A 26,375-nucleotide genomic window follows, 5' to 3' on the forward strand; every position below is an offset into this window, starting at 1 on the left:
TTAGGCACCGGAACCCACCACGTGATAGCCGGCGCCGCGGACCGTCCGGATCGTCTCCGCCCCGAACGGCAGGTCGATCTTGCGCCGCAGGGCGCTCATGTGGACCTCGACCAGGTTCGCGGTCGCCGACGCCGCGAAATCCCAGAGGTTCTCCAGCAACTCGGCCTTCGTGACCACCTCGCCCTGGCGTTTCATGAGGTACGCGAGCAAGGCGAACTCCTTGGTGGTCAACGAGATCTCGGCGACCCCGCGGCGGCAGGTGTGACTCGCCTGGTCGAGTTCGAGATCGCCGAGCCGCAGCGTGCCCGGCCGGGTCGCTCCCCCGCGCCGGATCAGCGCCCGCAGCCGGGAGAGCAGGACGCCGTAGGAGAACGGCTTCGGCAGGAAGTCGTCTGCGCCGGTGTCCAGCGCCTCGATCTCGTCGTCCTCGCCATCCTTCGCGGTCAGCATGAGGATCGGGGTGGTGTCGCCTCGTTCGCGCAGCTTCCGGCAGACGCGATAGCCGTTGAGCCCGGGCAGCATGATGTCGAGGATCACCGCGGAGTACGGATGCTCGGCGGCGTACCAGAGCGCGTCACGGCCGTTGTGCGCGACGTCCACGGCGTAGCCCTCGGCGCTCAGGCCCGCCCGCAGTGATTCGGCCAGCCGTCGCTCGTCCTCGACGAGCAAGATCCTCATCCGCTCAGAATCCCACACGGACCGGCCGCACTTGGTCACCGCGCCGGGCACAAATGCCCTCATGGGCCGGTGAACCCCTTGCCACCATCCCGTCATGCCTGCCAACCGCCGCCGCGGAGTGTTCGTCGCGGCGCTCGCCGCCACCCTTGCCGCCGGATGTTCTACCGAGCCCGAGCCGCCCCCGGCCTACCGGCTGAACGGTGACGCGTGCGGGGCCGTGAATCCTGCGGATTTCGAAGCACTCACCCGATCCACGCCCACGAAGACCCCGAGCAAACTCGTCGCGGGGCTCAACGGCGGGGACTGCAAAATGGAGTTCGACGGCTCCGGCGGCTACGCCTCGCTGATGACCTTCATCGCGATCCACCCGTCGGGCGAGCCCGCCGCCAAGGCCATGTACGACGACTTCCGGAAGAACGATGGCGAGCGTTCGCGTCCCGGCACGGACATCACCGTGTCCGACGTCGACGGCCTCGGCTCCGCCGCGTACCTCTACCGGCAGCGCGACGACAAGAAGCCGTGGGCCGCGGGCGAATTCTGGCTCTACAAGTACAACATCCGGCACGGCTCCTTGGTACTCACGGTCTCCGGGAGCGGCTACGCACGCGACGCCGCCGCCTGGCCCGCCACTGAGGAAGACATGAAGGCGAAGGTCAGGAAGAGTGCCGAAGAGACCATGAAGACACTCAAGCCCTGATCCCCTCCGCCGCGCTGTTCAGGCCTCGCCCTGCGCGGCACCGGTGATGTTGCGGACCATGCCGCCGAAGACGATCCCGTGAAAAGGCGCGATCCCCTTCCAATACGCGTGCCCGGCCAGCCCGTGCGGCTCGAACACCGCCCGCTGCCGGTAGACCGTCGCACCGTCCTCAGCGGACTCGACGCTCAGTTCGAGCCAAGCCCGCCCCGGCAGCTTCATCTCCGCCCGCAGCCGCAGCATGCGCGGCCGGTCGAGGTATTCGACGCGCCACCAGTCCAAGGCCTCCCCGAGATGCAGCCGCCGGGGATCCCGCCGTCCGCGCCGCAGCCCGACGCCGCCGACGAGCCGGTCGGCCCAGCCGCGGACCGACCACGCCAGCGGGAACGAGTACCAGCCGTGTTCCCCGCCGATGGATTCGATGACGTCCCACAGCGCTTCCGGCGAGGCGTCGGTCCGTTGCTCCCGTTTGTCCTCGTAGACGGTCCCGCCCGCCCAGTCCGGGTCGCTCGGCAGCGGATCCGAGGGCGCTGACGCCGTCGACGCGTCCGACCAGCGGGTCGGCACGTCGGCGTTGCGGATCCGGGTCAGCGCCAGTTCGACGGCGTGTTCGTAGTGGGTCAGGCCCGCTTCCGGATCGGGGATGTGCTCGGCGATCGCGTGATCGTGGCAGACGACCTCGTGCACGAGCGATTCGATCAGCGGTACGGCGATCGACTTCGGCACTGGCGTGACCAGGTTGACCCACTGCGCGGACAGCCACGGGGTCAGCACCGGTACGGGTACCACGGCCCGCCTCGGCAGCCCGGCGACCACGGCGTAGCGGCGCATCATGTCCACATAGGTCAGGACGTCGGGGCCGCCGATGTCGAAGGCGCCGTTCACTTCGGACGGCAGTTCCGCGGCGTTCACCAGGTAGTGCAGCACGTCCCGGATGGCGATCGGCTGGATGCGGTTGCGCACCCAGCGCGGGGTGATCATCGCCGGGAGCCGTTCGGTCAGGTAGCGCAGCATCTCGAAACTCGCCGAGCCCGAGCCGATGATCACCGCGGCCTGCAGGACGAGAGCGGGCACCCCGGAATCCAGCAGCACCCGGCCCACTTCGGCACGGGACGCCAAATGCGGCGACAGCTCTTCGTCGTCCGGCACGATGCCGCCCAGGTACACCAGCCGCCGCGCGCCCGCCGTCTTCGCGGCCTCGGCGACGGTCCGCGCCGCCTCCCGGTCCACCTCGACGAAGTCCTTGCGTGACAAGGAATGCACGAGGTAGTAGACGACGTCGCAGTCGGTCAGCGCAGTCTCGATCGACGGCGGATCGGTCACGTCGCCGCGTTCGACCTCGACGCGGTCACGCCACGGTTCCTCGGCGACCTTCTCCGGGGACCGGGCCACCACGCGGACCTCATGGCCCGCGTCGAGTAGTTGCGGCACCAGCCGTCCGCCGACATAGCCCGTCGCCCCGAGCACCACACATCGCATTCCCCGAGTGTTCCCGGGGACGACGCGCCCCGCAGTCCGAGTGGCCCGTCAGGGTGCCAATCGCCCGCGGACCTCGACGGTCGCGGCGATGCTGCTCCGCAGGAACCGGGCGACCGTCCGCCGCTCGTCCTCCCCCATGTCCCGCCACGCGGCGGCGTAGCGTTCGCCGAGCGGCAGGAAGAACTCGGCGCCGATCTGCCGGGCCTGGTCGTGCATCCGCAACTCGACCTTGCGCCGGTCGGTCGCGCTCCGGTCCCGGTAGAGGTGCCCGGCCCGCTCCAGCCGGTCCAGCACCGACGTCGTCGCCGACGCGCTCAGATGCAGGGCGCTCGCGAGCATGCTCGGACTCATCGGCGTCCCCATCCTGGCCGCGTCCATGATCACCGCGAGCGCGTTGAGATCCGTCCGGTGCAGGCCGTGCGCCTCACCGAACATCTCGGCGAACCGATCCGACTCGACGGTCAGCTGCCGCAACAGGAGCACGAGCAGGTCGTCCGTGACCCGCTCGACCTCTTCAGCACCCTCCGACATGTCCGAAACCTCCCCTCCTGTTGCCCCGTCCGGGTGACCACTCTACTATTTCGATGGTCGAATTATTCACTCGTCGAAGTAGCACTGCCACGGGAGCCATCCGCCCATGATCTCGGAAGTCGAACACCCTGCCCGCACGCGGTCGCGCCTGCGGTGGCTGCTCCCCGCCCTGATCGCGGTCGCCTGGCTGATCTTCGGCGGGTTCAGCGGCCCGTATGCCGGCAAGCTGAGCCAGGTCACGGAGAACGACAGCAGCAGTTTCCTGCCCGCGTCCGCCGAAGCGACCGAGGTCGGTGAGCTGCAGAAACAGTTCTCCAGCTCCTCCGTCATCCCGGCGATCGTCGTCGCCGAACGGCCGTCGGGCCTGACCGAGGCCGACAAGCGGTTCCTGACCGACCGGACGTCGAGCTCCCGGATCGTTCCCGCGCCGCAGAGCGACGCGGGCGCCCAGGTCATCGTGCTGCTGGACGCCACGAACGACCCCGGAGACGGCGTCGAGGCGCTGCGGGACGCGCTCGCCCGCGACACCCCCGACGGCCTGAAAGTGCTCGTGACCGGCCCCGCCGCCCAGGTCGCCGACCTCAAGGAGGCGTTCGGCGGGATCGACGGGCTCCTTCTCCTGGTCGCGGGCGCGGTGGTCGCCCTCATCCTGATCATCGTCTACCGGAGCCCGCTGCTCCCCCTGCTCGTCCTGCTGTCGGCGGTGTTCGCGCTGGGCACGGCGAGTCTCGCGGTGTACCTGCTCGCGGATCACGACGTGCTGGCGCTGAACGGGCAGAGTCAGGGAATCCTGTTCATCCTCGTCTTCGGCGCCGCCACCGACTACGCGCTCTTGATGATCTCCCGCTATCGCGAAGAACTCAGGACGACCGACGACGCCCGCTCCGCACTCCGCACGGCCTGGCGTTCGACCATCGAACCGATCGCGGCCTCGGCCGGGACCGTCATCCTCGGCGTCCTCTGCCTGCTGTTCAGCGATCTGAATTCCAACAAGGGACTCGGCCCGGTCGCCGCCATCGGCATCGGCGCCGCGTTCCTCACGACCATCACGTTCCTGCCCGCCGTCCTGGCCTTGTGCGGGCGCAACGCCTTCTGGCCGTTCCGCCCGGCGGTGGCCCCGCCGAAGGAGGAGACGGGCGGGCTCTGGGGCCGCGTCTCGGGCTGGATCTCCCGTGCGCCGCGCACGGTCTGGATCGTCACGACCGTCGTCCTGCTCGCGGGCGGCGCGTTCCTCCCCCAGCTCAAGGCTTCCGGCACCGCGCAGTCCGACGTCTTCCTCACGCCGGTCGATTCCGTGGCGGGCCAGGAAGTCCTTTCGCGCTACTTCCCCGGCGGTTCCGGCTCGCCCACGGTGATCATCACGCCCGCCGGGCAGGCACAAGCGGTCACCACACTGGCGCGCGTCCCCGGCGTCTCGGACGTCCGCCAGAGCGCCGGTCCGGACGGGAAACCCGCGGAAGCGGGCGGGCTCGCGAAGATCGACGCGGTGCTGGCCGATCCCCCGGACTCCGACGCGGCCGTCGCGACCGTCCAGCGGATCCGCGAAGCCGTGCACGCCGTCGACGGCACGAAGGTCGGCGGGCCGACGGCGACCCTCCTGGACACCAGGGAGACCTCCGAACACGACCGCATGATCATCATCCCGATCGTCCTCGTGGTGATCTTCCTCGTACTCGCCCTGCTGCTGCGGTCACTGCTCGCGCCGCTGCTGCTGATCGGCACGGTGGTGCTGTCGTTCGCCGCGACGATGGGTGTCTCGGCGCTGGTGTTCAACCACGTCTTCGACTTCCCCGGCGCCGATCCGGTCGTCCCGCTGTTCGGCTTCGTCTTCCTTGTGGCGCTGGGAATCGACTACAACATCTTCCTGATGACCCGGGTCCGCGAAGAGGCGGGAAGGATCGGCACCCGGGACGGGACATTGCGCGGGCTGCGCGTCACCGGCGGCGTGATCACGTCCGCGGGCGTCGTGCTCGCCGCGACCTTCGCCGCCCTGGCCGTCCTGCCCATTCTCTTCCTCGCTCAGCTGGCGTTCATCGTCGCGTTCGGCGTTCTGCTCGATACGCTTCTGGTGCGCTCGCTGCTGGTACCGGCTCTGGCAGTGGACGTCGGACGGAAGATCTGGTGGCCTTCGAAGCTGGCGAAGACCGGCCGGGAATGAAGGCGGCGATCACCAGCGCGAGGAGCGCCGTCGCCGATCCGAGTCCCATGATCAACCGGAACCCGCCCTGAGACGGGACCTGAACCGGCCCGAAGGAGACGGTCAGCTGCGCGAGGATCACCCCCGCGACCGCGCTCGAGATCGACGTACCGATCGCGCGCATCAGGGTGTTGAGACTGTTCGCGGCGGCCGTCTCCGACACCGGGACCGCGCCCATGATCAGCGCGGGCATCGCACCGTACGCGAGCCCGATCCCCGAGCCGATCAGGGCGGACACCAGCACCAGATGCCAGACACTCGCCATCAGGACGACGCCGAGGCCGTAGCCGGCGGCGACCACGAGCGCACCGGACATCAGCGTCACCTTGGGGCCGCGTGCTTTCGTGATCCGCGCGGACAGCGGGGCGGTCAGCATCATCACGACCCCGGACGGCACCAGCACCAGACCGGTGACCAGCATGGTCTGCCCCAGTCCGTACCCGGTCGCGGCCGGCAACTGAAGGATCTGCGGCAGCACCAGCGACTGCGCGAACATGGCGAACGCGAACACGATCGACGTCAGGTTGGTCAGCAGGACCTGACGCCGGATCGTCGTCCGCAGGTCCACCAGCGGCCGGGCCGTCCGCAGTTCCCAGCGGCCCCACAGCAGCAGGACGAGCGCGGCGACCCCGAACAGTCCCAGGGTCCGCCCGCTCGCCCAGCCCCACTGCGCGCCCTTCGAGATCGCCAGCAGCAGGCAGACCAGCACCACCGAGAGCCCGGCCGCGCCGACGAGATCGAAGCGTCCGCCGGTGCGCACGCCCGATTCGGGGACGAACGCCAGCACGAGCGCGGCCACGACGGCGCCGAGCCCGGCAGCGGTCCAGAACAGCAGATGCCAGTCGGCGTTCTCGGCGAGCAGCGCGGCCGCGGGCAGGCCGAGGGCGCCGCCGACCCCGAGTGACGCGCTCATCGTCGCGGTCGCGGAAGCGAGCCTTGCGGCCGGGAGTTCGTCACGCATGATGCTGATCCCGAGTGGGATCACCCCGGCCGCGAAGCCCTGCAGCACCCGCCCGGCGACCATCGGCACCAGCGTGTCGCTGAGACCGGCGACGACCGAACCGGCGATCAGCATGCCGAGGCTGAGCAGCAGCATCCGCCGTTTCCCGTACATGTCGCCGAGCCTGCCGACGACGGGTGTCGCGACCGCGCTCGCGAGCAACGTCGCCGTGATGACCCAGGTCGCGTCGGCGGGCGAGGAGTCCAGGAGCTCCGGAAGCTTCGGGATCAGCGGGATGACCAGGGTCTGCATTAGCGAGACCACGATCCCGCCCAGCGCTAACACCACCACGACCAGCTGAGGGCGTGGCACGGGCTGAGTCATACGGGGCCTCCGGCAGAGATCGAGAGCGAACGGATCCAACTTAAGTCAGTTGATTGACTTATGCCAACAGTCCGGGCACTGTGTGATTCACCGGACCCCGCCACGCTGAAGGAGCCCTTGATGACTCAGAGCGACGTCGATCGGCTGCCGAGTTTCCCGTTCCCGACCGAGGCCGCCTTGGCACCGCCCGCCGAATGGGCCGAGTTCCGCGCGAAGTGCCCGGTCGCGAAGGTCACGCTCGCCAGCGGCGACGAGGCGGCGCTGATCACGCGCTACGCGGACGTCAAGCGCGTCCTGTCCGATCCTCGGTTCACCAGGCCGACCCCCGAGGACAAGGCGGCGAGGGTCGCGGACACCGAGTCGGGCGGGGTCTTCAACAGCGAGATGGCGGGTGTGATCCCCCAGCACGGCGAAGCGCACCTGAAATGGCGCCGGATGCTCGGGAAGTGGTTCACCGCCAAGCGGATGACCGCGCTGCGGCCGCGGATGGAGGCGATGGCCGTCCGGCTGATCGACGAGATGGTCGCGAAGGGCGAACCCGCGGATCTCAAGGCGGGCCTGGCCTTCCCGCTGCCGGTGTGGGTCATCTGCGACATGCTCGGCGTCCCGGACACCGACCGGGAACGGTTCGCCCACTGGTCCGACGTGATGCTCAGCATGACCCGCTACACGCAGGCGGAGTTCGACGTCGCGCAGGCCGAATTCGGCCGGTACATGGGCGGGCACATCGCGGCCAAACGGGCGGAGCCGGGCGAGGACATCCTGAGCGCGCTCATCACCGACACCGACACCGACGGCGAGCGCTGGTCCGACGCGCTGCTCGTCGCCACCGGGATCGGCCTGCTGATCGCCGGGCACGAGACCACCGCGAACATGATCGCGAAAATGGTGGCGATGCTCCTGGAGGACCGGAGCCGCTGGGAGGCCCTGCTCACGGACCGGTCGCTGATCCGCACCGCCGTCGAGGAATCCCTGCGCATGGACGCCAACGCGGGTATCGGCATGTCGCGCTACCTCACCGAGGATTTCGAGGTCGGCGGGACGACGTTGCCGTCGGGGACCACCGCGATGTGCAGCATGGCTTCGGCCAACCGGGACGAAGACGCGTTCGAGGGCGCGGCCGACATGACGCTCGACCGCAGCCCGAACGCCCATCTCGCGTTCGGCGCCGGCGCGCACGCCTGCCTCGGGCAGCCACTCGCCCGCACCGAACTCCAGGTCGTCCTCGCTGTCCTGCTGGAGAAATTGCCCACGCTGGAACTCGCCGTCGCGGCGGCGGACCTGCGCAAGGTCGAAGGGCTCGCCGTCGGCGGACTGCGGGAACTGCCCGTGCGATGGTGATGCCCATGACGAGTGAGATCACCGGTGCCCGTGCCGAACGGGCGCACGCGACGCGGGAACTGATCCTGACCGCGGCGGAACGGCTGTTCGCCGAACACGGCGTGTTCGCGGTGTCCAACCGCCAGGTCAGCGAGGCGGCGGGACAGGGGAACAACACCGCCGTCGGCTACCACTTCGGCACCAAGGCCGATCTGGTCCGCGCGATCGCCCGGCGGCATTCGGGGCCGATCGAGGAGATCAGGCGGCGGATGCTGACCGGCATCGGTGACAGCACGGACCTGCGGGATTGGATCGGCTGCCTGGTCACCCCGGTGGCCGAGCACCTGGCCGCGATCGGGAGCCCCACCTGGTTCGCGCGGTTCGGCGCGCAGGTGATGACCGATCCCGCGCTCCGCCCGATCATGGTCGAGGAGTCGCTGACCTCGCCGTCGCTCGTGCGGATCGTCGAAGGACTGCATCGCTGCCTGCCCGACCTGCCCGCCGACGTCCGCGCCGAACGCGGCGACATGGCCCGCCAGCTGCTGGTCCACATGGTCGCCGAACGCGAACGCGCTCTCGCCGAGGGCACCCCCACTCCCCGGTCCACCTGGCACGACGCCGCGACCGGGCTCATCGACGCACTCGCCGGGATGTGGCTGGCACCGGTCACCCCCGGCCCGGACGAAGGAAAAGGACCATGAAGATCACCGTCGACCAGGACAGGTGCTGCGGCGCCGGAACCTGTGTGCTGCTCGCTCCCGACGTGTTCGACCAGCGGGAAGAGGACGGCATCGTGCTCCTCCTCGACGAGACGCCCGGTGCCGAGCTGCACGACATCGTCCGCGAGGCCTCCCACGTCTGCCCCGGCGCCGCCATCACCGTGAACGAGACCGCGTGACGGGGTCTGCGAACTGGCCCTAGCCTGGGTGACATGAGCGAGGACCAAGACGCCATCGACGAGCGGATCCAAGACGCCGGTGAACGTGGCGACCTGGCCGAACTCCGGCGGCTGGCCGACGACGGCAGCAGCGACGCGGCGGATCAGCTGATCGAGACTGCGACCGAGCTGGGTGCGCTGGACGAGTTGCGGCGGCTGGCCGAACGCGGCAACCAGGACGCCGCGGATCAGCTGGCCGAACTCACCGAAGAGTGACGTCCCGCATCGCCGGGATCAGCACGGGAAGCGCGGCCACGAGCGCGAGGCCGCGCACCACACCCGCGACCGGATAAGGAACGCGAATCCCGTACCGGTGCGCGAGTAGTCCGCCGGTCAGGGCGCCGAGCGGCATCAGCCCCCAGCCGAGCAGCCGATAGACGCTGTTGACGCGGCCGAGCAGGGCCGACGGGACCTCCCGCTGCCGGACGCTGACGGTGACGACGTTCCAGATCGTCGTCACGAAACCGCTCACCGCGAAGAGCCCGCCGAGTACGGCGACGTTCGGGCTGAACCCCATCCCGACGAAGACGACGGCGTTCACGGCGAGCGAGACGAGGAGCGCGCGAAGGTCGCCGAGGCGGGCGACCAGGCGCGCGATCACCAGTCCGCCCGCGACACCGCCGAGCGCCGCCCCGGCGAGCAGCAGACCGAACACGCCCGCGCCGAGATGCAGCGCGTCGGTCACGAACAGCACGAGAGTCGCGTTCCCGAACTGACCACAGAACGTGTTGACGCCGAGCAACAAGGCGAGAGCGCGTAACAGCCGGTGTTTCCTCAGCCAGCGGAGCCCATCGACGACCTTCGCTGGTTCCGCGGGCGCGTGCCGCCGTTCCGGTGACCCGGCAAGAAGGATGGCGGCGACGACGAACGACGCGGCGTCGACGGCGAACGGAAGCGTCCAAGCGAGCGCGAAGAACAGGCTCCCGAGCGGCGGGCCCAGGAACTGCCTGCCGACGATCAGCGCCACCTGCTGACTGCCGTTCGCTTGATGCAGCAGGCTTTTCGGGACGAGATCCGGAAGCGCCGATTGCGCCGCGTTGTCATAGAAGACGTCGCACGACCCCAGCGCGAACGCGAGTACGACGAGCACGGGCACGGTGACGACCTCGGCCGCGACGAGCGCGGTGAGCACACCGACGATCACGGCTTGGAGCGTCTGCGTTCGCCACATCAAGGTGATCCGATCGACCCTGTCGACGACGGAGCCGGCGGTGAGCGACAGCAGAAGCCACGGCAGGTACGTCGCGGCGGAGACCAGGGCGATGTCCCTCGCGTCGTGGCTCACCGTCACGGCCAGCAACGGGAGCGCCGCGGTGAAGACGCCGTTTCCGAGGCTGTCGATCCCGGTGGCCCACCACAGTCGCCGGTAGGCGCGGGGCAGGTCGGTCATGATCGGATCGTGGCGGCGTCCGGCGTTCCGGAGACACCATTTAGCCCTGGGCTACATACTCGGGCGATGCCGATGACCATCGAACTCGGCGTCGCCGAACTGGCCGCGACCCGGTTCGCGATCTCGCCGCTGTCCGAGACCGTGGCCGGTCTGCAACAGCTCGCCGGGATCGACCGGAACGCGGTCAACCTGCCTTGGCTTCGCTGGGCACGCGAGGAACTCGATCGCGAGCCGCTCGACCTTTCGCGGACCTGGCCGTTGGTCGTGACCGGCAGGCTCGGCTGGCCGGAGTTCCTCGTCCCGGCCCCGCGGGACTCGGGGGATTCCCTCGAGAACGACCTCGATGCGATGCGGCGAACCCCTGAAGATCGGGTGAGGGCGAGCCTCGACCGGGTCTTCGGCGAAAAACGTCCTCCCGCCGTCGCGGCTCTCGCCGACGACCCCGCGTCCGGTCTGCGGGAAGTCGCCGACGAACTGCGTACCGCCCACGACCGCCTGGTCGCGCCGCATTGGCCGCGGATCCGGGCGGTGCTGGACGCCGATGTCGGATACCACGCCCGGGCCCTGACCGCGGGCGGTGCCGAGCGGCTGTTCGCGGACCTGCATCCGGATCTGCGCTGGCAGGACGATCGGGTGATCCTGGCGGGCGAGCGGTGGCGCGATCACCATCGTGTCGTCACGCGAGGACCGGGTGGTCTCGTGCTGATGCCGGTCGTCCTCGGGTCGCCGTATGTCCTGGTCAAGGAGAACTCCTCGACCCAGACCACGATCCGCTATCCGGCGCGGGGAACCGGCACCCTCTGGGCCGCCGGAACCCGGTCATCCGGGTCCAGTACGGTCCGGCTGCTGGGCCGGACACGGGCCGAGCTCCTCTCGGCGCTGTCGTCCCCCGCGACCACGACCGATCTGGCGCGAGCGCTCGGCGTGACACCGAGCGCCGTTTCGCAGCACCTCAAGGTCCTGCGGGACAGCGGCCTGGTCGCGAGGGAACGCTCCGGCCGCAGCGTGCTCTACCTGACGACCTCGCTCGGCGAGCGCCTGCTCTGACCTGTCAGAGGTCGATCAGCTCGACGGTCACCTTCGCTACATCTCCTTCCTCGATCCCTTCGGCCTTGCGGACCTCTTTCCTGACCCGCGGTCCACAGTTTCGCGGTCTACCGCAGAGGCGCCCGGCGACGGCCCCGCAGCCACCACAGACCACTCGCCAGGTGGCTCGCCACCACGACCAGCGCGCTCACCCACGCCACCCGCTCCACCACGTCGAGGAACGGACTATGCACCGGCATCGAGAGGCCGGTGTCATCCGGGTGAAACGCGACCTCGAACCGCTCGACGACACAGGTCTCGACGTCGCCCCTGGCCGCGAGGGCGTGGCCCGGCGCGACGATGACGAAGCCGACCGCCGCCACCAGGACCGCCACCGCCGAGAGGACGACCGTCGGATGCCGGTCCGACTCGAGTTCGACCACGGTCGACGGCAGGACGTTCCCGGCGGCGGGCCACCACCCGATGACCGGCGCCCGGTCGTCACCTTCCGCTGTCAGGATGGGTATTTCACGAGATAGGACCGGTAGGGCAGGGGCGTGGTCGCGGACAGATGCAAGGACGTGACGGCGAATTCGCTGCCCCTGCAGCCGGGTTCACTGAAGAGAAAAATATCGACCGAGGACAGGTTGGAAAGCGAACGTACGGCGAACGGAGTGTCCGCGCAAGGCTGCGGCAGCGGCGGAACACTCACGGACGCACCGGTGTAGTGAGTACCGGAATAGAGCTGGATCGATTCGCTCGCCGCAGCCGACGAAAGTTGCCCGCCCGCCGCGACGAAAACCGAAGCCAGCAGGAACGACAGGACATTTCTGCTCAATCGCATTGAGTTACTCCACGTTCGAAGGAAGATGTGAATCCTAGCATTCTTGTGACCAGCGAAGAAATGGCCGAATTTCCCACTCAGCGGTTCATCGGATTCTGACGATTAGCAGATGTGCGAACATCACTCAAGCCAGAAGCCCGGCTTGACAGCAGATCGACAGAATCGTTCACAATCCCGTATCCAGCAGCAGAATCGAGAATTCCCCAGCTCGCCACGGTCAGGAAGCGGATCGCGGAGTTGGGCCGGAAGCCGATCCTCGGGTATACGGGCGCACCGGCGACCGTGGCGTGCAGCGTGGTGCGCTTGAGCCCTGTCGCCCGCGCACCCTCGTAGAGCGCCTTGCGGGTGACCGCCTCGCCGAAACCCCGTCGCTCGAACTCCGGCGCTGTCGCGACCAGGATCACGAACAAGCAGCCGTCCTGCTCCACTGTCGCCGCACAGGTGACCGGCTCACCGTCCTTCAACCCGAGATAGGCGTACACGTCGGACTTCCACAGGCTTGAGCCGCTGATTCCATCACGGCCATCCTCCAGAGAGAACCCGTAAGCGCGCGAGTTGAGATCTGCGTAGGCATCCAGGTGCTCATCGGCCGTGACCCGCCGGAAAGTCAACTCGGGATGCACCGGTTCCGGTATGGGCAGGAGATCCCCGGCCATTCCCCTGCCGGGAAACGCGAAAGTGAGCCCGGCGTGCTCCGTCGCGGCGTCCAGCTTCGCCGACGCGTCCGGCGCGAGGAGATCCTCGAACAACCAGAGGAAACCACTCCTCCGCTTGGCGCGCATGATCTCGGCGGCCTCGTGCAGCCGGCGTTCCAGCAGAACCGCGTTCACGCCGGTTTCGGTGAGCGTGAGACAGTTCCAGAAAGCGAAGTCACAATCCGCCCAGCGCACCGCGATACCGGGCAGATCCCGTACGTCCGCGACCGGATCACGGTCCAGCACCATCCGCCGCCAGACCGCGGCGAGCTGACGCATCGATTCGATCGATTCGGCGATATCGGTCATCCGTTCCTCCTGTTTCAGGAGGCTATCTTCCCGCGCGCGACCGCCGACAGCGTCGAATGACTTACGGCGTGTACGTCGACAGAATGCGTCGCACGTCGTGATCGCCATCTCGACGGCAAGGCCGCTAACGTGGCCCGGTGGACTTCGTCGTGATCTTCGGACCGCCCGCCGTCGGCAAGATGACCGTCGGCGAAGAGCTGTGCAAGCTCACCGGCTTCAAGCTGTTCCACAACCACATGGCCGTCGAGCCGGTGCTCGGCATCTTCCCGTTCGGCTCGCCGCCGTTCGGACGGCTGGTCAACGAATTCCGCCGCCGGGTCATCGAGGAGGCGGCCGGCGCGGATTTGCCCGGTCTCGTGTACACGAACGTCTGGGGCCTCGACCTGCCCGAGGACGCCGAGCTCATCGGCTCGTACGTCGACATCGTCCGCTCGCGCGGCGGGCGGGCGCGGTTCGTGGAGCTGTACGCGGACCTCGACGAGCGGCTCAGGCGCAACACCACCGAGCTCCGCCTCGACCGCAAGCCCAGCAAACGCGACCTCGACTTCTCCCGCGCCAATCTGCTCGAATTCGACCGCGACTACGTCATGAACACCGACGGCACGCGCCGCACGCACGCACAGGACCTGATCGAGCGGCACGACCACGTACGCATCGACAACACGCGCCTGAGCCCGGCGGAGACCGCCGCGCTAATCCAGCGATGGATGCCGCAGTGAGCGGTTCGTGCTCGCGCCGAGCACGCGCGAGGCCATCCACGCCAGCGCGTCGGCCGTCCGCGCCGGGGTGTCCGACGGCTGCATGACATGGCTCAGCACCGTCCGCACCACGACGTCGATGGCGACGTCGAGATGTTCGCCGTCCAGCGGCGGACGATAGGCGCGAACGCGCCCGCGCAGCATGATCGTCGCTTCACTCAGGAGGCTGCCCGCCCGGACCGTCAGCAGTGGCAGCAGCTCGGTGTCCGCACCATGCGTGGCGGAGACGATGGCGCGAAGCAGGAGGTTGTCGTCGGCGAGTTCGAGGACGCCGCGGACGGCGTCGTGGATCGCCTCGACGAGGTCTTCGGGATGCCGTTCGAAGGCATCGCGGACGACCGAGAGGAATCGCGCGAGCTCGTGCGAGATCATCGCTTCGGCCAGCTGGGTCTTCGACCCGAGTTCGTTGTAGACGGTCTGACGGCTGACCCCGACGATCTCCGCGAGTTTGCTCATGGTCACCGAGGCCCAGCCGGAACGCACGGTCAGCTCGATCGCCGACGCGACGATCGGCTGCCGGTACGGGCCACCCGTGGCCGCGGCTGAGGGGGCCTCGCTCATGATCGTCATTCTAGGCTGTGCCTTTCCAAGCGCGCTTTCGGATTTCCGCAGCCGGGCCGCGGCATCCGCTGTCGACTCACTCAAATCGTCGACGTTGCGTCGCGCGACACCTTCTAGGCCGCCGCCGACTCGGCGAACGCCAGTGCCTCGGGCCATGGCGCCCGCCCCGCGATCTGGCGGCGGTACTTCATGATCTCGCGCGGCCGGTCGATGGTCAGCGCGCCGACGACGCGGTCCCCGCGCCGGTACAGCGCGGTGAAACCACCGGAGGCCGGAATCGCGGTCACCACTTCGTCCGCGCGCGGGGTGCCGACGAACTGGATCCGGTGGTCGTACCAGTCCGACCAGAAGTACGGCACCGGAGCCAGCGCTCTCGCCGCCTCCGGTGCCAGCGCGTGACGAGCGGCCGCGGCACCCTGCTCCGCGGCGTTCGTCCAGTGCTCCAACCGCATCAGCTCGCCGTCGAACAATGGATTCACGGCGTGCGCGACGTCCCCGGCGGCGTACACGCCGGGTACCCCGGTCGCGAGCGTGGCATCGCAGATCACGCCGCCGTCGCCCTCGTGCAGCGGCACCCCGCTCCCGGCCAGCCAGCCGGTGGCCGGGACGACGCCGATGCCGGCCACCACGAGATCCGCCGGCAGCACTTCGCCGGTCGAAAGCCGGACGCCGGTCACCACGCCGCCGTCGGATTCCAGTCCGGTGACCTTCGCGGACAACCGCAGTTCCGTGCCCGCCTCTCGGTGCAGCGCGGCGCACACCTCACCGGCCTCCGCCCCGACGGATCGCGTGAGCGGGACATCCAGCGCCTCGACGATCGTCGACGACAGTCCGCGCTTCCGCGCCGCGGCGGCGACCTCCGAGCCGATGAAACCCGCCCCGATCACGACCGTCCGCGCCCCGCCGTCGAGCGCGGCCCGGACCGCCAGGGCGTCCTCGGCGGTCCTCAGCGTGTGGACCCCGGCGATCCCCTCGCTGCCGGGAAGCCGCCGCGCGGTGGCGCCGGTCGCGATCACCAGCGCGTCGTAGGGCACGGCCGTACCCGCCACCGACACCTCGCGTGCGGCGGTGTCGAGCCCGTCCGCGGGTGCGCCCAACATCAGTTCGACGCCGAGTTCGTCGCGCAGGGCGGCCTCCCCGTGGAACGGTTCGACCCGCTCGGGGCCTTCCGCGTCGAGGAACGCTTTCGACAGCGGAAGCCGGTCGTACGGCGGATGCTCCTCCGCGCCGATCAGCACGATCCGTCCTCGGTACCCGTCCCGGCGCGCGGCCTCCACCGCGCGCAGCCCGGCCAGTGACGCTCCCACGACGACCAGCGTCATGATCAGTCCCGTAGTTTCAGCGCGAGGACAGGACAAGCGTCGACGGCGGCCGACAGATCCTGCCTGAACTCCTCACCGGGCCGCTCGTCGAGCACCACGACCGTGCCGTCGTCGCCCACTTCGAAGAAGTCGGGCGCCATCGCCTCGCACATGCCCAGCCCGTCGCATTTCGCGCGGTCCGCCTCGATCTTCATCATGCTCCGACCCTTCCCGGTGCCACGAAATCGACCTTTTCCCGCACCCCGCAGTCCGGACAGCACCACGAATCCGGGATCGACGACCACGGCGTCCCGGCGGGGAAACCTTCCCGCGGGTCGCCGAGCTTCTCGTCGTAGACATAGCCGCAGCCGGGGCACATCCCGCCCTCGGTCGCGTCGCCGTGTGTGTCGTCGGCGACCCTGGACGGCGCGGTGACCCGGGTTCCGTGGCGCGCCAGGACCTTGCCCCGTTTCGACGGCTGGATGTTGGCGCGGGAGATGTCACCGTCGAAGTGCGCGAGCACCCGCGGATCCATCACGCGACGCCAGACCGGCGGGAACAACGCCAGCACGATCATCCCGGCATAGCCCGTCGGCAGGACCGGCGATTCCGCGAAATCGCGCAGGGTCTGGTAGCGGCGGGTCGGGTTGGCGTGGTGGTCACTGTGCCGCTGCAGGTGGTACAGCAGGACGTTGGTGGCGATGTTGTTGGAGTTCCAGCTGTGGCTGGGATCGACCCGTTCGTAGCGCCGCCGCTCCGGCGGGCCGACCTTCTGCCGCCGCATGCCGTAGTGCTCCATGTAGTTCACGACCTCCAGCAGCGAGAACCCGATCACGGCCTGGATCACCAGGTACGGCAGGATTCCCGGGCCCAGCCACACGGTCATCGCGGCCCACAGCACCGCCGACATCAGCCAGGCGTTGAGCACGTCGTTGCCGATGCGGAACGGATGCCGGTCGCGCCGGGCGTACCGCTTGCGCTCCAGGCCCCAAGCGGATTTCAGCGAACCGAACACCGTGCGCGGCCAGAAGCGGTAGAAGCTCTCCCCCACCCGGCTGCTGGCCGGGTCCTCCGGGGTGGCCACCCGGACGTGGTGGCCGCGGTTGTGCTCGATGTAGAAGTGGCCGTAGAAGCTCTGCGCCAGCGCGATCTTCGACAGCCAGCGCTCGTGGCTCTCCTTCTTGTGCCCGAGTTCGTGCGCGGTGTTGATGCCGATGCCACCGATGCAGCCGATCGAGATCGCCAGGCCGATCTTGTCCACAACGGACAGATCGCCCCGGGCGATCAGCCAGAAGGCGGCCACGAAACCCGCGTACTGGATGGGCAGGAACGCGAAGGTGATCCACCGGTAGTAGCGATCCTTCTCCAGCCGTTCGATGACGTCGTCCGGCGGGTTGTCCCGGTCCAGCCCGGCCACCAGGTCGATCAGCGGGACGACGACCAGGATCACGATCGGCCCGATCCAGAACCACACACCCCAGCCGGTGGCCGCGTGCAACCCCATGGCCAGGAACGCGAGCGAGGGGACCACCAGGCCGATCAGCCACAGATATCGCTTGCGATCGGTCCACCGTTCGGTCGAGCCCGCCGGGATCGTGCCCGTCATCTCGCTCATCGCACCCTCCTCCGTTGGCTGGGTTTACAAAACTGTAGGCGATGTACATCCGGTTTGACAAGCCGACACTTTTTGTAAACCTGCTGTTGCTTCATTTCGTGAGGGATTGGCGATATCTTGCGTTCGTAAGGAAACTTACTTAACTTGTGACGACACGCCGCGACCCACTTCGTCCGCCCCGAAGGAGCGCGAATGCCCCGATCACCTCGCCGGATCCGACCCGCCGCCCTGGCCACCGTCGCCGCGGCCCTGCTGGTCCTTCCCGCCACGACCGCCACCGCGAGCACCACGGCGAACGCCACCTGGCCAGGTGGCTCGGCCGTGTCGAACGCCGACGATTCGAACGTCCTGGGCGGCAACATGAGCGGTTTGTCCTTCGAGGGCAACGATGTCCTGTGGGCGGTGAAGAACGGGCCCGGCACGCTGTACCGCCTCGTGCGCAACGGCGCGAAGTGGAAGCCGGACACCGCCAACGGCTGGTCGTCCGGCAAGGCGCTGCGCTACCGCAGCGGCAAGGGCGACCCCGACGCGGAAGCCGTCGTGGCCACCCCGGACGGCGTGGTCGCGGCCACCGAACGCGACGGTGACAACGACAAGAAGAGCGCGCTGAAGGTGCTCCGGTACGACGTCTCCGGCTCGGCCAAGACCCTCAGCGCCAAGGCCGAATGGGATCTGACGGCGGACCTGCCGAAGGTCTCGGCCAACGACGGGCTCGAAGCCGTCTCGTGGATCCCGGACAGCGCCCTCACCGCGAAGAAGTTCGTGGACGAGCGCACGAAGGCGCCGTACAACCCGAGCACCTACCCCGGCCACGGCACCGGCCTCTACCTCGTCGGCCTCGAAACCAACGGGATGATCTACGCCTACGCGCTCGACCAGGCGGGCGGGAAGTACACGCGCGTCGCGAGTTTCGCGAGCGGGCTCGACTCGATCATGGAGCTCGAGTACGAGGCTTCGTCCGGCAGGCTGTGGGCGGTCTGCGACGACAACTGCGGCGGCGACTCGACGACGCTCGCCGTCAATGCGCAGGGCAAGTTCGCCGTGACCGACACTTACGACCGCCCGAGCGCGATGCCGGACTACAACAACGAGGGCTTCGCCATCTCGCCCACCTGCACCTCCGGGAGCAAGCAGGTGGTCTGGGCCGACGACGGGAACGAGGGCGGCCACGCACTCCGGGCCGGCACCCTTTCCTGCGGCTGAGCCCTTCGGTCCAGGTGGCGATCCGGGTTATTGAGAGGTAGGGCAAAGGTGTCCTGTTGACGTGACCACTGAGGGCGCGGAGTGTCGCTCAGGGTGAGGGGTGTGTGGAGATAGGGACATTCACTGTCCCTATCTCCACACACCCCTTCGCGATTGGTCCGGTCACGCGGGACTGTGTGGATTTCCGCGCATCCAACGCACCAAAATCCACACAGTGGGTGCCCCAGGTCCGGCGTCGCGCAGAGCCACTGACCCGCCCACGAACACACCACCTTTGCCTCGCCCCTCAACGAGTACCTGCTGGATCCCGGCTGCGGTTGGTCCCAGGCCGTATGTCCGTGAAGGCCTCCTTCGCGCGGCTCAGCCGAAGAACTCGACCTTCACGCCGTGCGAGGTACATGAAGGCCCCCCTCCTTGCGATAGGCGCAAGGAAGGGGGCCTTCATGTACAGCAGGTGGACAAGCCACCGAGGCCGAAGACTCACCGCCGCTTACCTCTTCGAATGCATCGATTCCGGCCTTTGTGCCATCCCGCCACTGGACTAGTTTGTCGGCATGAAATTCGCCTCCCTCGCGATTCTTCCGGTAGTCGCCCTCCCCTTGCTCCTGCCGTCGACGGCCCTGGCCGGTGACGGCTGGGACTCCATCGGCACCGGCATGACGTCGGGTGCCAGCGGTGTCGCCGTCCTCGACAGGGACGGCGACAGGGTCGACGCACTTGTGCTGCGGGACAACAAGAAGCCCGGCGAGAACCGGGCCGTCCGGGTCCGGCTCCAGCACGGCACGGTGTCCAAGGTGGACACGATCGGCTGGCCGGGCGAACTCCCGGTCGACCTGGAAGCCGCCGAAGCCGTACCGGGGAAGAAGGGTGAATTCATCGCGCTGGCCAGCGACGGCAAAGGCTTTCACGTCAAGCTCGACGACCGGCGGCTCAAGGTTCTCGGCGAGTTCCGGGTGCCGAAAGGCGATCCGGACGACAATTACGAGGGTTTCGCCTTGAAAAAGGTGAATGACCGATTGTTCGCGGTTTGGGCGGACCGGGGCCAGGACGCGCGCCCGGCCACGCTCTACTCCGCGGAGTTCTCGGTCTCGAAGCTGTCCTTCAAGAAGCCGAAATCGCGACCGTTCCGCGTCCCGTACCCCACCACCGACGTCCGGCACACCTCGGACGTCGAGATCACCGCGGACGACCGCGTCCTGGTCTCGGCCGCCTCCGACCCCGGCGACGACGGCCCGTTCGACTCGGCCGTGTACGAGGCGGGCGTACTCCGCTCCGACGGTTCGATCGCCCTCTCCCCCGTGCCGAGGAAGATCGGCGATTTCCCCGGGCACAAGATCGAGGCCATGACCTGCCTCTCGCGCTCGTGCGGCACGCTCCTCTACGGCACCGACGACGAGGCCGCGGGCGGTAGGCTCCGCATCGCGACCAGCAACGATCCGGAGGACCAGTGATCAGCGAAGACCTGCGCGAGCGCCGCCACAAGATCATCGAAGAGCACATGGACACCGAAGTGACCCAGGAGTTCGACCGCACCCTGGGCACCTTCAACGGTCATCCGCACTACGAGATCATGGCGACGGGGCAGATCTTCGACGGCGACGAGGAGGTCATGGGGTACTACCGCATGACCCGCACGGCCTTCCCGGATCAGCGGCACGACAACGTCCGCTACCACTTCGCCGACGAGTCGGTCATCGTCGAGTTCGACCTGCTCGGCACCAACCTCGGCGAGTTCTACGGCCGCCCGCCCACCGGCAAGGCGTTCCGCGTGCCGATCATCGCGGTGTTCTTCTTCGACGGCGACAGGATCACCAACGAGCGCGTCTACTTCGACGCCGCCAGCCTGATCACCCAGGCCGGGCACGCCGAACTGCTGACCCTCCTGGCGTCGGGCGAGGTCTGAACCAACGGCCGGTGCGCCTCGGCCGATCGGCCGATGTGGACGGACGCGGCGCGCGGCGAGGCTGACGAGGTCCCGTCGTCGAGCCCTTGGAGAACCGCCCATGCCCCGCAACCGGGTCGCGATCGTGCTGCTCGCGACGACGATGGCCGCAGTGGCGGCACCGGCGCTCGCTTCCGCGTCGCCCACCTCGCCGGAGTGGAAACTCTGCAAGGACGTCGCCCACGGCTGGGAGCCCCAGGACGATCAGCGCACCGAATGCGCCATGGTCCCCGTCCCGGTCGACTACGCGAAGCCGGACGGCCGGAAGATCGACATCGCGGTGTCCCGGCAGAAGGCGACCGATCCCGCACGACGGCGGGGTGTCGTGCTGCTGAATCCGGGCGGCCCCGGCCAGTCCGGGATCCACCAGCCACGGTGGATCGCCGACAGCATGGCCGCCGGGATCGGCGCGGATCACGACCTGATCGGCTTCGATCCCCGCGGCGTCGACTACAGCGCCGACGTCGCCTGCCCGTCGCTCCCCGGCGATGACGCCGAACCGCCGGCTTCCTTGCCGGACAAGGAAAAAGCGCGGTTCGTGTTCGAACGGGACGCGAAGGTGAACCAGCGCTGCGTCGCGGCCGATCCCGAGTTCGTCCGCAACCTGACCACCGAGAACGTCGCCCGCGACATGGACCGGATCCGGGAAGCGCTGGGCGAAGAGAAGATCGGCTTCTACGGCGTCTCCTGGGGCACCGCGCTCGGCGCCGCCTACCGCACCGCGTTCGACTCCCGGGTGGACCGCATGCTGCTGGACTCGGTCATGTCGCCGACCTTCGACGTCGGCGCGATGGACGACGCGATGGTCGCGGCGGGCGAGGTCACGGCCAGGGACTTCGCCGGGTGGATCGCCCGCTACGACACCGTCTACCACTTCGGCGTCACCCAGCCCGCGGTCCTCGAAGCGCTGCTGAAGCTCCGCGACCGACACGGGGACACGGTGACGAACTATCTCGCCGGCCCACGCCGCGAATGGGCGAACGCGGCCAAAGCGCTCGCGGCCCTGCGTGACGGCGGCACCCCCGCCGCGAAACCCGCGTCCGGACAAGCACTCGGATTCGGCTGGGACGTGGACCCGACCGGGTTCAACACTTTTCAGCAGACGGCGATCCTCTGCAACGCCTCCGAAGGCCCTCGGGACTTCGAAACGATCTGGCAGCGCAGGCTCGAGCGTATCCGCGCGTACCCGGCCGTCGCCTCCCCTGGGTTCTGGAACGGCCGGTGCGCGGGCTGGCCGTTGCCGGTCCAGCCGTGGAACTTCACGCCGGGGACCAGTCCGCTGCAACTGGTCGGGCACACCTACGAACCGGTGACCCCGATCGGCTGGGCCCTGGCCATGCGTGAACGGATCGGCGGCGCGCTGCTCACCATCGAGGACGACCACCACGGTTCGCTGTCCTCGCTGCCCTGCGCGAGCAGGGCGGTCGAGTTCTTCTCGACCGGCAAGACCGACGACGGGTCGTGCGCCGGAGCGCCGATCCCGCCGCCGTCCAGCCGGTGATCAGCGAGTCACTTGGCTTCGGCCAGGGGTGGAACGACGCAGCAGGCGCCGGTGAAGCATCTGAAGGCGTCCACCCGGGCCTTGTTGGTCCAGTTGTCGAAGCGGTCGATCACGAGGTCGACCTCGCTGCCCGCCCTGGCGGTGTCGATCCCGAGGCCGGAGAAGAGCAGGCGGAGGTTTTCGGCGGTTTCGTTCTTCATGTGACTCGCTCCCGGGCGTTCAGTGGTACGTCGGCAGCGAAATCCTCCGTCAGCACGGCCTGCGCATCCAGTGCTATCCATCATTCCGGCCTCGTGCTTTTCGACTACGCCGAACGCGTGGCGCGGCGCGCCCGTCCGGGCTCACCCTCGATCAGCCCTCGATGCGCGAAAGGCCGAACGCGGTGAGGAAGCCCGCGACCGTGATCAGCCCGGTCCAGAGGTGCGCGTCGTCGAAGGCCTCGGGGATCATCGTGTCGGCGATCATGGCGAGGATCGCGCCACCCGCGATCGCGGTGATCACGGCCAGGACGGCACCGGAGGCGCCACCGAGAACGCCGTAACCGAGCAGGGCGGCCACCCCGCTGATCACGGCGATACCACTCCAAAGCGTGAAAACATAGCGCGGACTCCGGCCCGCGCGTTTCATCCCCGCGGCGCTGGACAGTCCTTCGGGGACATTGCTGATGAACACGGCGGCCACGGTCACCACGCTCACGCTTCCGCCGCCGAGCAGGCTGGTGCCGATCACCATCGATTCGGGGACGCCGTCCAGCAGGGCGCCGAGCGCGATGGCCGTACCGGAGCCCGCCTGCTCGCTCTCGGACGGCTGCTGGCCGCCCGAGCGTTTGCGATGCCGGGCGCCTCGCCGGGCGAGCGCGATGTTGGCGAGGGTGTAGATCAGCGAACCGCCCAGAGCGCCGAGGGCGGTCGGCAGGAAACCGCCTTTTTCGTGCGCCTCGGCGATCAGCTCGAAGGAGACGGCGGAGATCAGCACGCCGCTGCCGAAGGCCATCACGCTGGCCACGGCCTTGGCCGGGATCCGGATCAGGAAGCCGAGCATCGCCCCGAACAGCAGCGCCGACCCGGCCAGCAGGCCCCAGCCGCCCGCCGCCAGCAGATCCCACACGTGAACCGCCTCCTCACGTCCGGCCGAAAACAGGCCGGGCCGGCCGCGAATCGCGGCCGGCCCGGTGTCAAGCCAGGTTCAGGCTCGGATCATGCCACGTCGTACCGGTCGAGGTTCATGACCTTGTCCCACGCCGCCACGAAATCGCGGACGAACTTCTCCTTCGCGTCGTCGCTGGCGTAGACCTCCGCCACCGCGCGAAGCTCGGAGTTGGATCCGAACACGAGGTCGGCCCGGGTACCGGTCCACTTGACCTCGCCGGTCGCGGTGTCGCGGCCTTCGAAGGTCTCCTGGTCGCCGTTCGCCGCGGTCCACTGCACGCCCATGTCGAGCAGGTTCGCGAAGAAGTCGTTGCTCAGCGAGCCCGGCTTGTCGGTGAACACGCCGTGCTTCGACTCCTGCGCGTTGGCGCCGAGGACACGCAGACCGCCGACGAGGACGGTCAGCTCGGGCGCGCTCAGGTTCAGCAGGTTCGCGCGGTCGATGAGCAGGTACTCCGTCGGGAGACGGTGGCCCTTGCCGCGGTAGTTGCGGAAGCCGTCGACGGTCGGCTCGAGCGCGGCGAACGACTCGACGTCGGTCAGCTCCTGCGTCGCGTCGGTGCGGCCCGGGGTGAACGGCACGGTCACGTCGTGACCGCCGTCCTTCGCGGCCTTCTCGACGGCCGCGACGCCACCGAGGACGATCAGGTCGGCGAGCGAGACCTTCTTGCCGCCGGTCTGGGCGCCGTTGAACGCCTCCTGGACGCCTTCCAGCGTCTTCAGCACCTGGGCCAGCGTCTGCGGGTCGTTGACCTCCCAGTCGCGCTGCGGCTCGAGGCGGATACGGGCACCGTTCGCGCCACCGCGCTTGTCGCTCGCACGGAACGTCGAGGCCGACGCCCACGCGGTCGAGACCAGCTGCGCGACCGACAGGCCCGAAGCGAGCAGCTTCTCCTTGAGGGAGGCGATGTCCGCGTCGTCGACCAGCTCGTGGTCGACCGCGGGCACCGGGTCCTGCCAGATCAGCGTCTCCTGCGGCACCAGCGGGCCGAGGTAACGCTGGATCGGGCCCATGTCGCGGTGGGTCAGCTTGAACCAGGCGCGGGCGAAGGCGTCCGCGAACTGGTCCGGGTTGTCCAGGAAACGACGCGAGATCTGCTCGTAGACCGGGTCGAACCGCAGCGACAGGTCGGTGGTGAGCATCGTCGGCGGGCGCTTGAGCTCACCGGTCTCGGGGTCGGGCACGGTGTTCGCGCCCGCGCCGTCCTTCGGCTGCCACTGGTGGGCACCGGCGGGGCTCTTGGTCAGCTCCCACTCGTAGCCGAAGAGGTTCTGGAAGAAGCCGTGGCTCCACTGCGTCGGCGTGGAGGTCCAGGTGGTCTCCAGGCCACTGGTGATGGCGTCCCGGCCCTTGCCGCTGCCGAAGGAGTTCTTCCAGCCGAGGCCCTGCTCCTCGATCGAAGCGCCCTCGGGCTCGGCACCGACGTACTTGTCGGCGTCGGCCGCGCCGTGCGCCTTGCCGAAGGTGTGGCCGCCGGCGATCAGCGCGACGGTCTCCTCGTCGTTCATCGCCATGCGGCGGAAGGTCTCGCGGATGTCGCGGGCCGCGGCCAGCGGGTCCGGGTTGCCGTTCGGGCCTTCCGGGTTCACGTAGATGAGGCCCATCTGCACGGCGGCCAGCGGGCCTTCGAGCTGACGGTCACCGGTGTAGCGCTCGTCGCCGAGCCAGGTGCGCTCGGGACCCCAGTACACGTCCTCGTCCGGCTCCCACACGTCCGCGCGGCCACCGGCGAAGCCGAAGGTCTTGAAGCCCATGGTCTCCAGGGCGCGGTTGCCGGTGAAGATCATCAGGTCGGCCCACGAGATCTTGCGGCCGTACTTCTTCTTGACCGGCCAGAGCAGGCGGCGGGCCTTGTCCAGGTTGCCGTTGTCCGGCCAGCTGTTGAGCGGGGCGAACCGCTGCATGCCGGCGCCCGCGCCGCCGCGGCCGTCCTCGATGCGGTACGTGCCCGCGCTGTGCCACGCCATGCGGATCATCAGGCCGCCGTAGTGGCCGAAGTCCGCGGGCCACCAGTCCTGCGAAGTCGTGAGGACGGCGTCGACGTCCTTGGCGAGCTCGTCGAGGTCGACGGTCTTGAACTCGGCGGCGTAGTCGAATCCGTCGTCCATCGGGTCGGAAGCGGCGGTGTGCTTCCGGAGGATCTTCAGGTTGAGCTGGTTCGGCCACCAGTCACGGTTCCCCGCGCCTTCGGTGGGGTGGTTACGGCGCCCCGCCGAGACGGGGCAGCCGCCCGCGCTCTCTTCGTTCATTTCGCCGACGACGGCGTCCGGGCTGTCAGACACGGGAATCCTTCCGAGGATCAGAGCTTTCAGGGCTGGCGAGACGGGGTTCTGTCGCGCGGGTTTCGACAACACAGTCGGGGCACAGGCCCCAGTAGATGACCTCGGCCTCTTCGATCAGGAAGCCGTGGTCGTCCGACGCGCTCAAGCAGGGCGCGGGGCCGACGGCGCAGTCGACGTCGGCGATGGCACCACATGCTCGACACACGACGTGGTGGTGGTTGTCCCCGACCCGGGACTCATAACGTGCCACGGACCCGGACGGCTGGATCCGCCGGACGAGGCCCGCGGCGGTCAGTGCCCGCAACACGTCGTAGATGGCCTGGTGAGAGACCTCTCCGAGCTCAGCACGGACCGCACCGATGATCGAGTCGGTGTCGGCGTGCGGGTGGTCGCGTACCGCGGTCAGCACGGCCACCCTGGGACGCGTCACGCGCAGGGAGGCCCCGCGCAGCATCCGCTCGAAGTCCGGGGTCGTGGGCACGGGCGCAGTCTGGCCCATTTTCTGGAATGAATCAAGTTCGCGGCATCCCGGGCGTGTCCCCCGCGACACGCCCGCCCACCTCCCGCGCGGGCGGTCACACGAGGCGGTCGACGGTGCGATGTGGGCCACATGAGTCGCGGCGACCTCGATTTTGTTAC

The 26,375-nt window shown here is 68.7% G+C and carries 27 protein-coding genes and 1 pseudogene; 12 read left to right on the plus strand and 16 right to left on the minus strand.

Annotated features, from left to right (window positions below):
- Positions 1-678 carry a response regulator transcription factor gene (locus tag IE302_RS06210; RefSeq protein ID WP_191252576.1) on the minus strand — a complete coding sequence of 226 codons (678 nt, stop codon included), beginning with the start codon at positions 676-678 and terminating at the stop codon, positions 1-3.
- Between the two features lie 94 nt (positions 679-772).
- Between IE302_RS06210 and IE302_RS06215 the strand changes: the two genes are divergently transcribed.
- The gene (locus IE302_RS06215; RefSeq protein ID WP_191252578.1) at positions 773-1,375 is read left to right on the plus strand and encodes a hypothetical protein; all 603 of its coding nucleotides are present in this window, start codon (positions 773-775) and stop codon (positions 1,373-1,375) included.
- Between the two features lie 18 nt (positions 1,376-1,393).
- On the opposite strand, the gene IE302_RS06220 is transcribed toward IE302_RS06215, so the two are convergent.
- Complete coding sequence (locus tag IE302_RS06220; RefSeq protein WP_191252580.1) at positions 1,394-2,851, minus strand: SDR family oxidoreductase; 1,458 nt, start codon at positions 2,849-2,851, stop codon at positions 1,394-1,396.
- Positions 2,852-2,899: 48 nt separating this feature from the next.
- Positions 2,900-3,382 (minus strand): MarR family winged helix-turn-helix transcriptional regulator, encoded by a 483-nt coding sequence (locus IE302_RS06225; RefSeq protein ID WP_191252582.1) that lies wholly within the window; start codon positions 3,380-3,382, stop codon positions 2,900-2,902.
- Positions 3,383-3,488: 106 nt separating this feature from the next.
- Here IE302_RS06225 and IE302_RS06230 point away from each other — a divergent pair, with 106 nt between their 5' ends.
- On the plus strand, positions 3,489-5,540 hold the full coding sequence (locus IE302_RS06230; RefSeq protein ID WP_191252583.1) for an MMPL family transporter: 2,052 nt from the start codon (positions 3,489-3,491) through the stop codon (positions 5,538-5,540).
- Here the strand turns inward: IE302_RS06230 and IE302_RS06235 are convergent.
- Positions 5,485-6,903: pseudogene (locus IE302_RS06235) on the minus strand (MFS transporter); the annotation flags it as partial. The gene IE302_RS06230 and the pseudogene IE302_RS06235 overlap by 56 nt on opposite strands.
- Before the next feature lie 120 nt (positions 6,904-7,023).
- On the opposite strand from IE302_RS06235, the gene IE302_RS06240 reads away from it, so the two are divergent.
- From IE302_RS06240 to IE302_RS06255, 4 genes are read left to right on the plus strand one after another with little or no spacing between them, the layout of a single operon-like run.
- Positions 7,024-8,244, plus strand: coding sequence for a cytochrome P450 (locus IE302_RS06240; RefSeq protein ID WP_191252584.1), 1,221 nt, complete (start codon positions 7,024-7,026; stop codon positions 8,242-8,244).
- Positions 8,245-8,249: 5 nt separating this feature from the next.
- Complete coding sequence (locus IE302_RS06245) at positions 8,250-8,924, plus strand: TetR/AcrR family transcriptional regulator (RefSeq protein WP_191252586.1); 675 nt, start codon at positions 8,250-8,252, stop codon at positions 8,922-8,924.
- Entirely contained in the window at positions 8,921-9,121 is a 201-nt protein-coding gene (locus IE302_RS06250; RefSeq protein WP_191252588.1) for a ferredoxin, read from the plus strand. Before IE302_RS06245 ends, IE302_RS06250 begins: the two co-directional genes overlap by 4 nt.
- Positions 9,122-9,154: 33 nt before the next feature.
- Positions 9,155-9,376 carry a hypothetical protein gene (locus tag IE302_RS06255; protein WP_191252589.1) on the plus strand — a complete coding sequence of 74 codons (222 nt, stop codon included), beginning with the start codon at positions 9,155-9,157 and terminating at the stop codon, positions 9,374-9,376.
- On the opposite strand, the gene IE302_RS06260 is transcribed toward IE302_RS06255, so the two are convergent.
- Positions 9,363-10,550, minus strand: a complete 1,188-nt coding sequence (locus IE302_RS06260) for an MFS transporter (RefSeq protein WP_191252591.1) — start codon at positions 10,548-10,550, stop codon at positions 9,363-9,365. The genes IE302_RS06255 and IE302_RS06260 overlap by 14 nt on opposite strands.
- Before the next feature lie 66 nt (positions 10,551-10,616).
- On the opposite strand from IE302_RS06260, the gene IE302_RS06265 reads away from it, so the two are divergent.
- Positions 10,617-11,597: an ArsR/SmtB family transcription factor gene (locus IE302_RS06265; RefSeq protein WP_229907619.1), complete on the plus strand. Its 981-nt coding sequence runs from the start codon at positions 10,617-10,619 to the stop codon at positions 11,595-11,597.
- A gap of 107 nt (positions 11,598-11,704) precedes the next feature.
- Here IE302_RS06265 and IE302_RS06270 read toward each other — a convergent pair whose 3' ends face one another.
- The 3 genes from IE302_RS06270 to IE302_RS06280 all read right to left on the minus strand — a co-directional run bounded on the left by IE302_RS06270 (position 11,705) and on the right by IE302_RS06280 (position 13,424).
- Positions 11,705-12,019, minus strand: a complete 315-nt coding sequence (locus IE302_RS06270; RefSeq protein WP_191252599.1) for a hypothetical protein — start codon at positions 12,017-12,019, stop codon at positions 11,705-11,707.
- A 71-nt stretch (positions 12,020-12,090) separates the two neighbouring features.
- Entirely contained in the window at positions 12,091-12,420 is a 330-nt protein-coding gene (locus tag IE302_RS06275; RefSeq protein ID WP_191252601.1) for a hypothetical protein, read from the minus strand.
- Positions 12,421-12,497: 77 nt separating this feature from the next.
- On the minus strand, positions 12,498-13,424 hold the full coding sequence (locus tag IE302_RS06280) for a GNAT family N-acetyltransferase (protein ID WP_229907620.1): 927 nt from the start codon (positions 13,422-13,424) through the stop codon (positions 12,498-12,500).
- Between the two features lie 137 nt (positions 13,425-13,561).
- Here IE302_RS06280 and IE302_RS06285 point away from each other — a divergent pair, with 137 nt between their 5' ends.
- Complete coding sequence (locus tag IE302_RS06285) at positions 13,562-14,143, plus strand: ATP-binding protein (protein ID WP_191252602.1); 582 nt, start codon at positions 13,562-13,564, stop codon at positions 14,141-14,143.
- On the opposite strand, the gene IE302_RS06290 is transcribed toward IE302_RS06285, so the two are convergent.
- The 4 genes from IE302_RS06290 to IE302_RS43160 form a co-directional block, all read right to left on the minus strand.
- Positions 14,117-14,752, minus strand: a complete 636-nt coding sequence (locus IE302_RS06290) for a TetR/AcrR family transcriptional regulator (protein WP_191252603.1) — start codon at positions 14,750-14,752, stop codon at positions 14,117-14,119. The two genes, IE302_RS06285 and IE302_RS06290, sit on opposite strands and share 27 nt — an antisense overlap.
- Before the next feature lie 104 nt (positions 14,753-14,856).
- Positions 14,857-16,065: an NAD(P)/FAD-dependent oxidoreductase gene (locus IE302_RS06295; protein ID WP_191252604.1), complete on the minus strand. Its 1,209-nt coding sequence runs from the start codon at positions 16,063-16,065 to the stop codon at positions 14,857-14,859.
- A 2-nt stretch (positions 16,066-16,067) separates the two neighbouring features.
- Positions 16,068-16,262 (minus strand): ferredoxin, encoded by a 195-nt coding sequence (locus IE302_RS06300; RefSeq protein ID WP_005161139.1) that lies wholly within the window; start codon positions 16,260-16,262, stop codon positions 16,068-16,070.
- Positions 16,259-17,659 carry a fatty acid desaturase gene (locus IE302_RS43160; RefSeq protein WP_191252605.1) on the minus strand — a complete coding sequence of 467 codons (1,401 nt, stop codon included), beginning with the start codon at positions 17,657-17,659 and terminating at the stop codon, positions 16,259-16,261. Before IE302_RS43160 ends, IE302_RS06300 begins: the two co-directional genes overlap by 4 nt.
- 192 nt (positions 17,660-17,851) lie before the next feature.
- On the opposite strand from IE302_RS43160, the gene IE302_RS06310 reads away from it, so the two are divergent.
- The 4 genes from IE302_RS06310 (at position 17,852) to IE302_RS06325 (ending at position 22,305) form a co-directional block, all read left to right on the plus strand.
- Positions 17,852-18,862 (plus strand): SdiA-regulated/phytase-like domain-containing protein, encoded by a 1,011-nt coding sequence (locus IE302_RS06310; RefSeq protein WP_191252606.1) that lies wholly within the window; start codon positions 17,852-17,854, stop codon positions 18,860-18,862.
- A gap of 554 nt (positions 18,863-19,416) precedes the next feature.
- Positions 19,417-20,313 carry a hypothetical protein gene (locus IE302_RS06315; RefSeq protein WP_191252607.1) on the plus strand — a complete coding sequence of 299 codons (897 nt, stop codon included), beginning with the start codon at positions 19,417-19,419 and terminating at the stop codon, positions 20,311-20,313.
- Entirely contained in the window at positions 20,310-20,765 is a 456-nt protein-coding gene (locus IE302_RS06320) for an ester cyclase (protein WP_191252616.1), read from the plus strand. Before IE302_RS06315 ends, IE302_RS06320 begins: the two co-directional genes overlap by 4 nt.
- Before the next feature lie 100 nt (positions 20,766-20,865).
- On the plus strand, positions 20,866-22,305 hold the full coding sequence (locus IE302_RS06325) for an alpha/beta fold hydrolase (protein WP_191252618.1): 1,440 nt from the start codon (positions 20,866-20,868) through the stop codon (positions 22,303-22,305).
- An 8-nt stretch (positions 22,306-22,313) separates the two neighbouring features.
- Here the strand turns inward: IE302_RS06325 and IE302_RS06330 are convergent, their stop codons facing one another.
- The 4 genes from IE302_RS06330 to IE302_RS06345 form a co-directional block, all read right to left on the minus strand.
- Positions 22,314-22,505 (minus strand): hypothetical protein, encoded by a 192-nt coding sequence (locus IE302_RS06330; RefSeq protein ID WP_191252620.1) that lies wholly within the window; start codon positions 22,503-22,505, stop codon positions 22,314-22,316.
- A gap of 151 nt (positions 22,506-22,656) precedes the next feature.
- Positions 22,657-23,412: a ZIP family metal transporter gene (locus IE302_RS06335; protein ID WP_191252622.1), complete on the minus strand. Its 756-nt coding sequence runs from the start codon at positions 23,410-23,412 to the stop codon at positions 22,657-22,659.
- Between the two features lie 89 nt (positions 23,413-23,501).
- Positions 23,502-25,736, minus strand: a complete 2,235-nt coding sequence (katG, locus tag IE302_RS06340; protein ID WP_191252624.1) for a catalase/peroxidase HPI — start codon at positions 25,734-25,736, stop codon at positions 23,502-23,504.
- Complete coding sequence (locus IE302_RS06345; RefSeq protein ID WP_191252625.1) at positions 25,729-26,217, minus strand: Fur family transcriptional regulator; 489 nt, start codon at positions 26,215-26,217, stop codon at positions 25,729-25,731. The genes katG and IE302_RS06345 overlap by 8 nt, the downstream gene beginning before the upstream one ends.
- Positions 26,218-26,375: the final 158 nt, after the last annotated feature.

This window comes from Amycolatopsis oliviviridis, assembly GCF_014654365.1.
Lineage (GTDB): Bacteria > Actinomycetota > Actinomycetes > Mycobacteriales > Pseudonocardiaceae > Amycolatopsis > Amycolatopsis oliviviridis.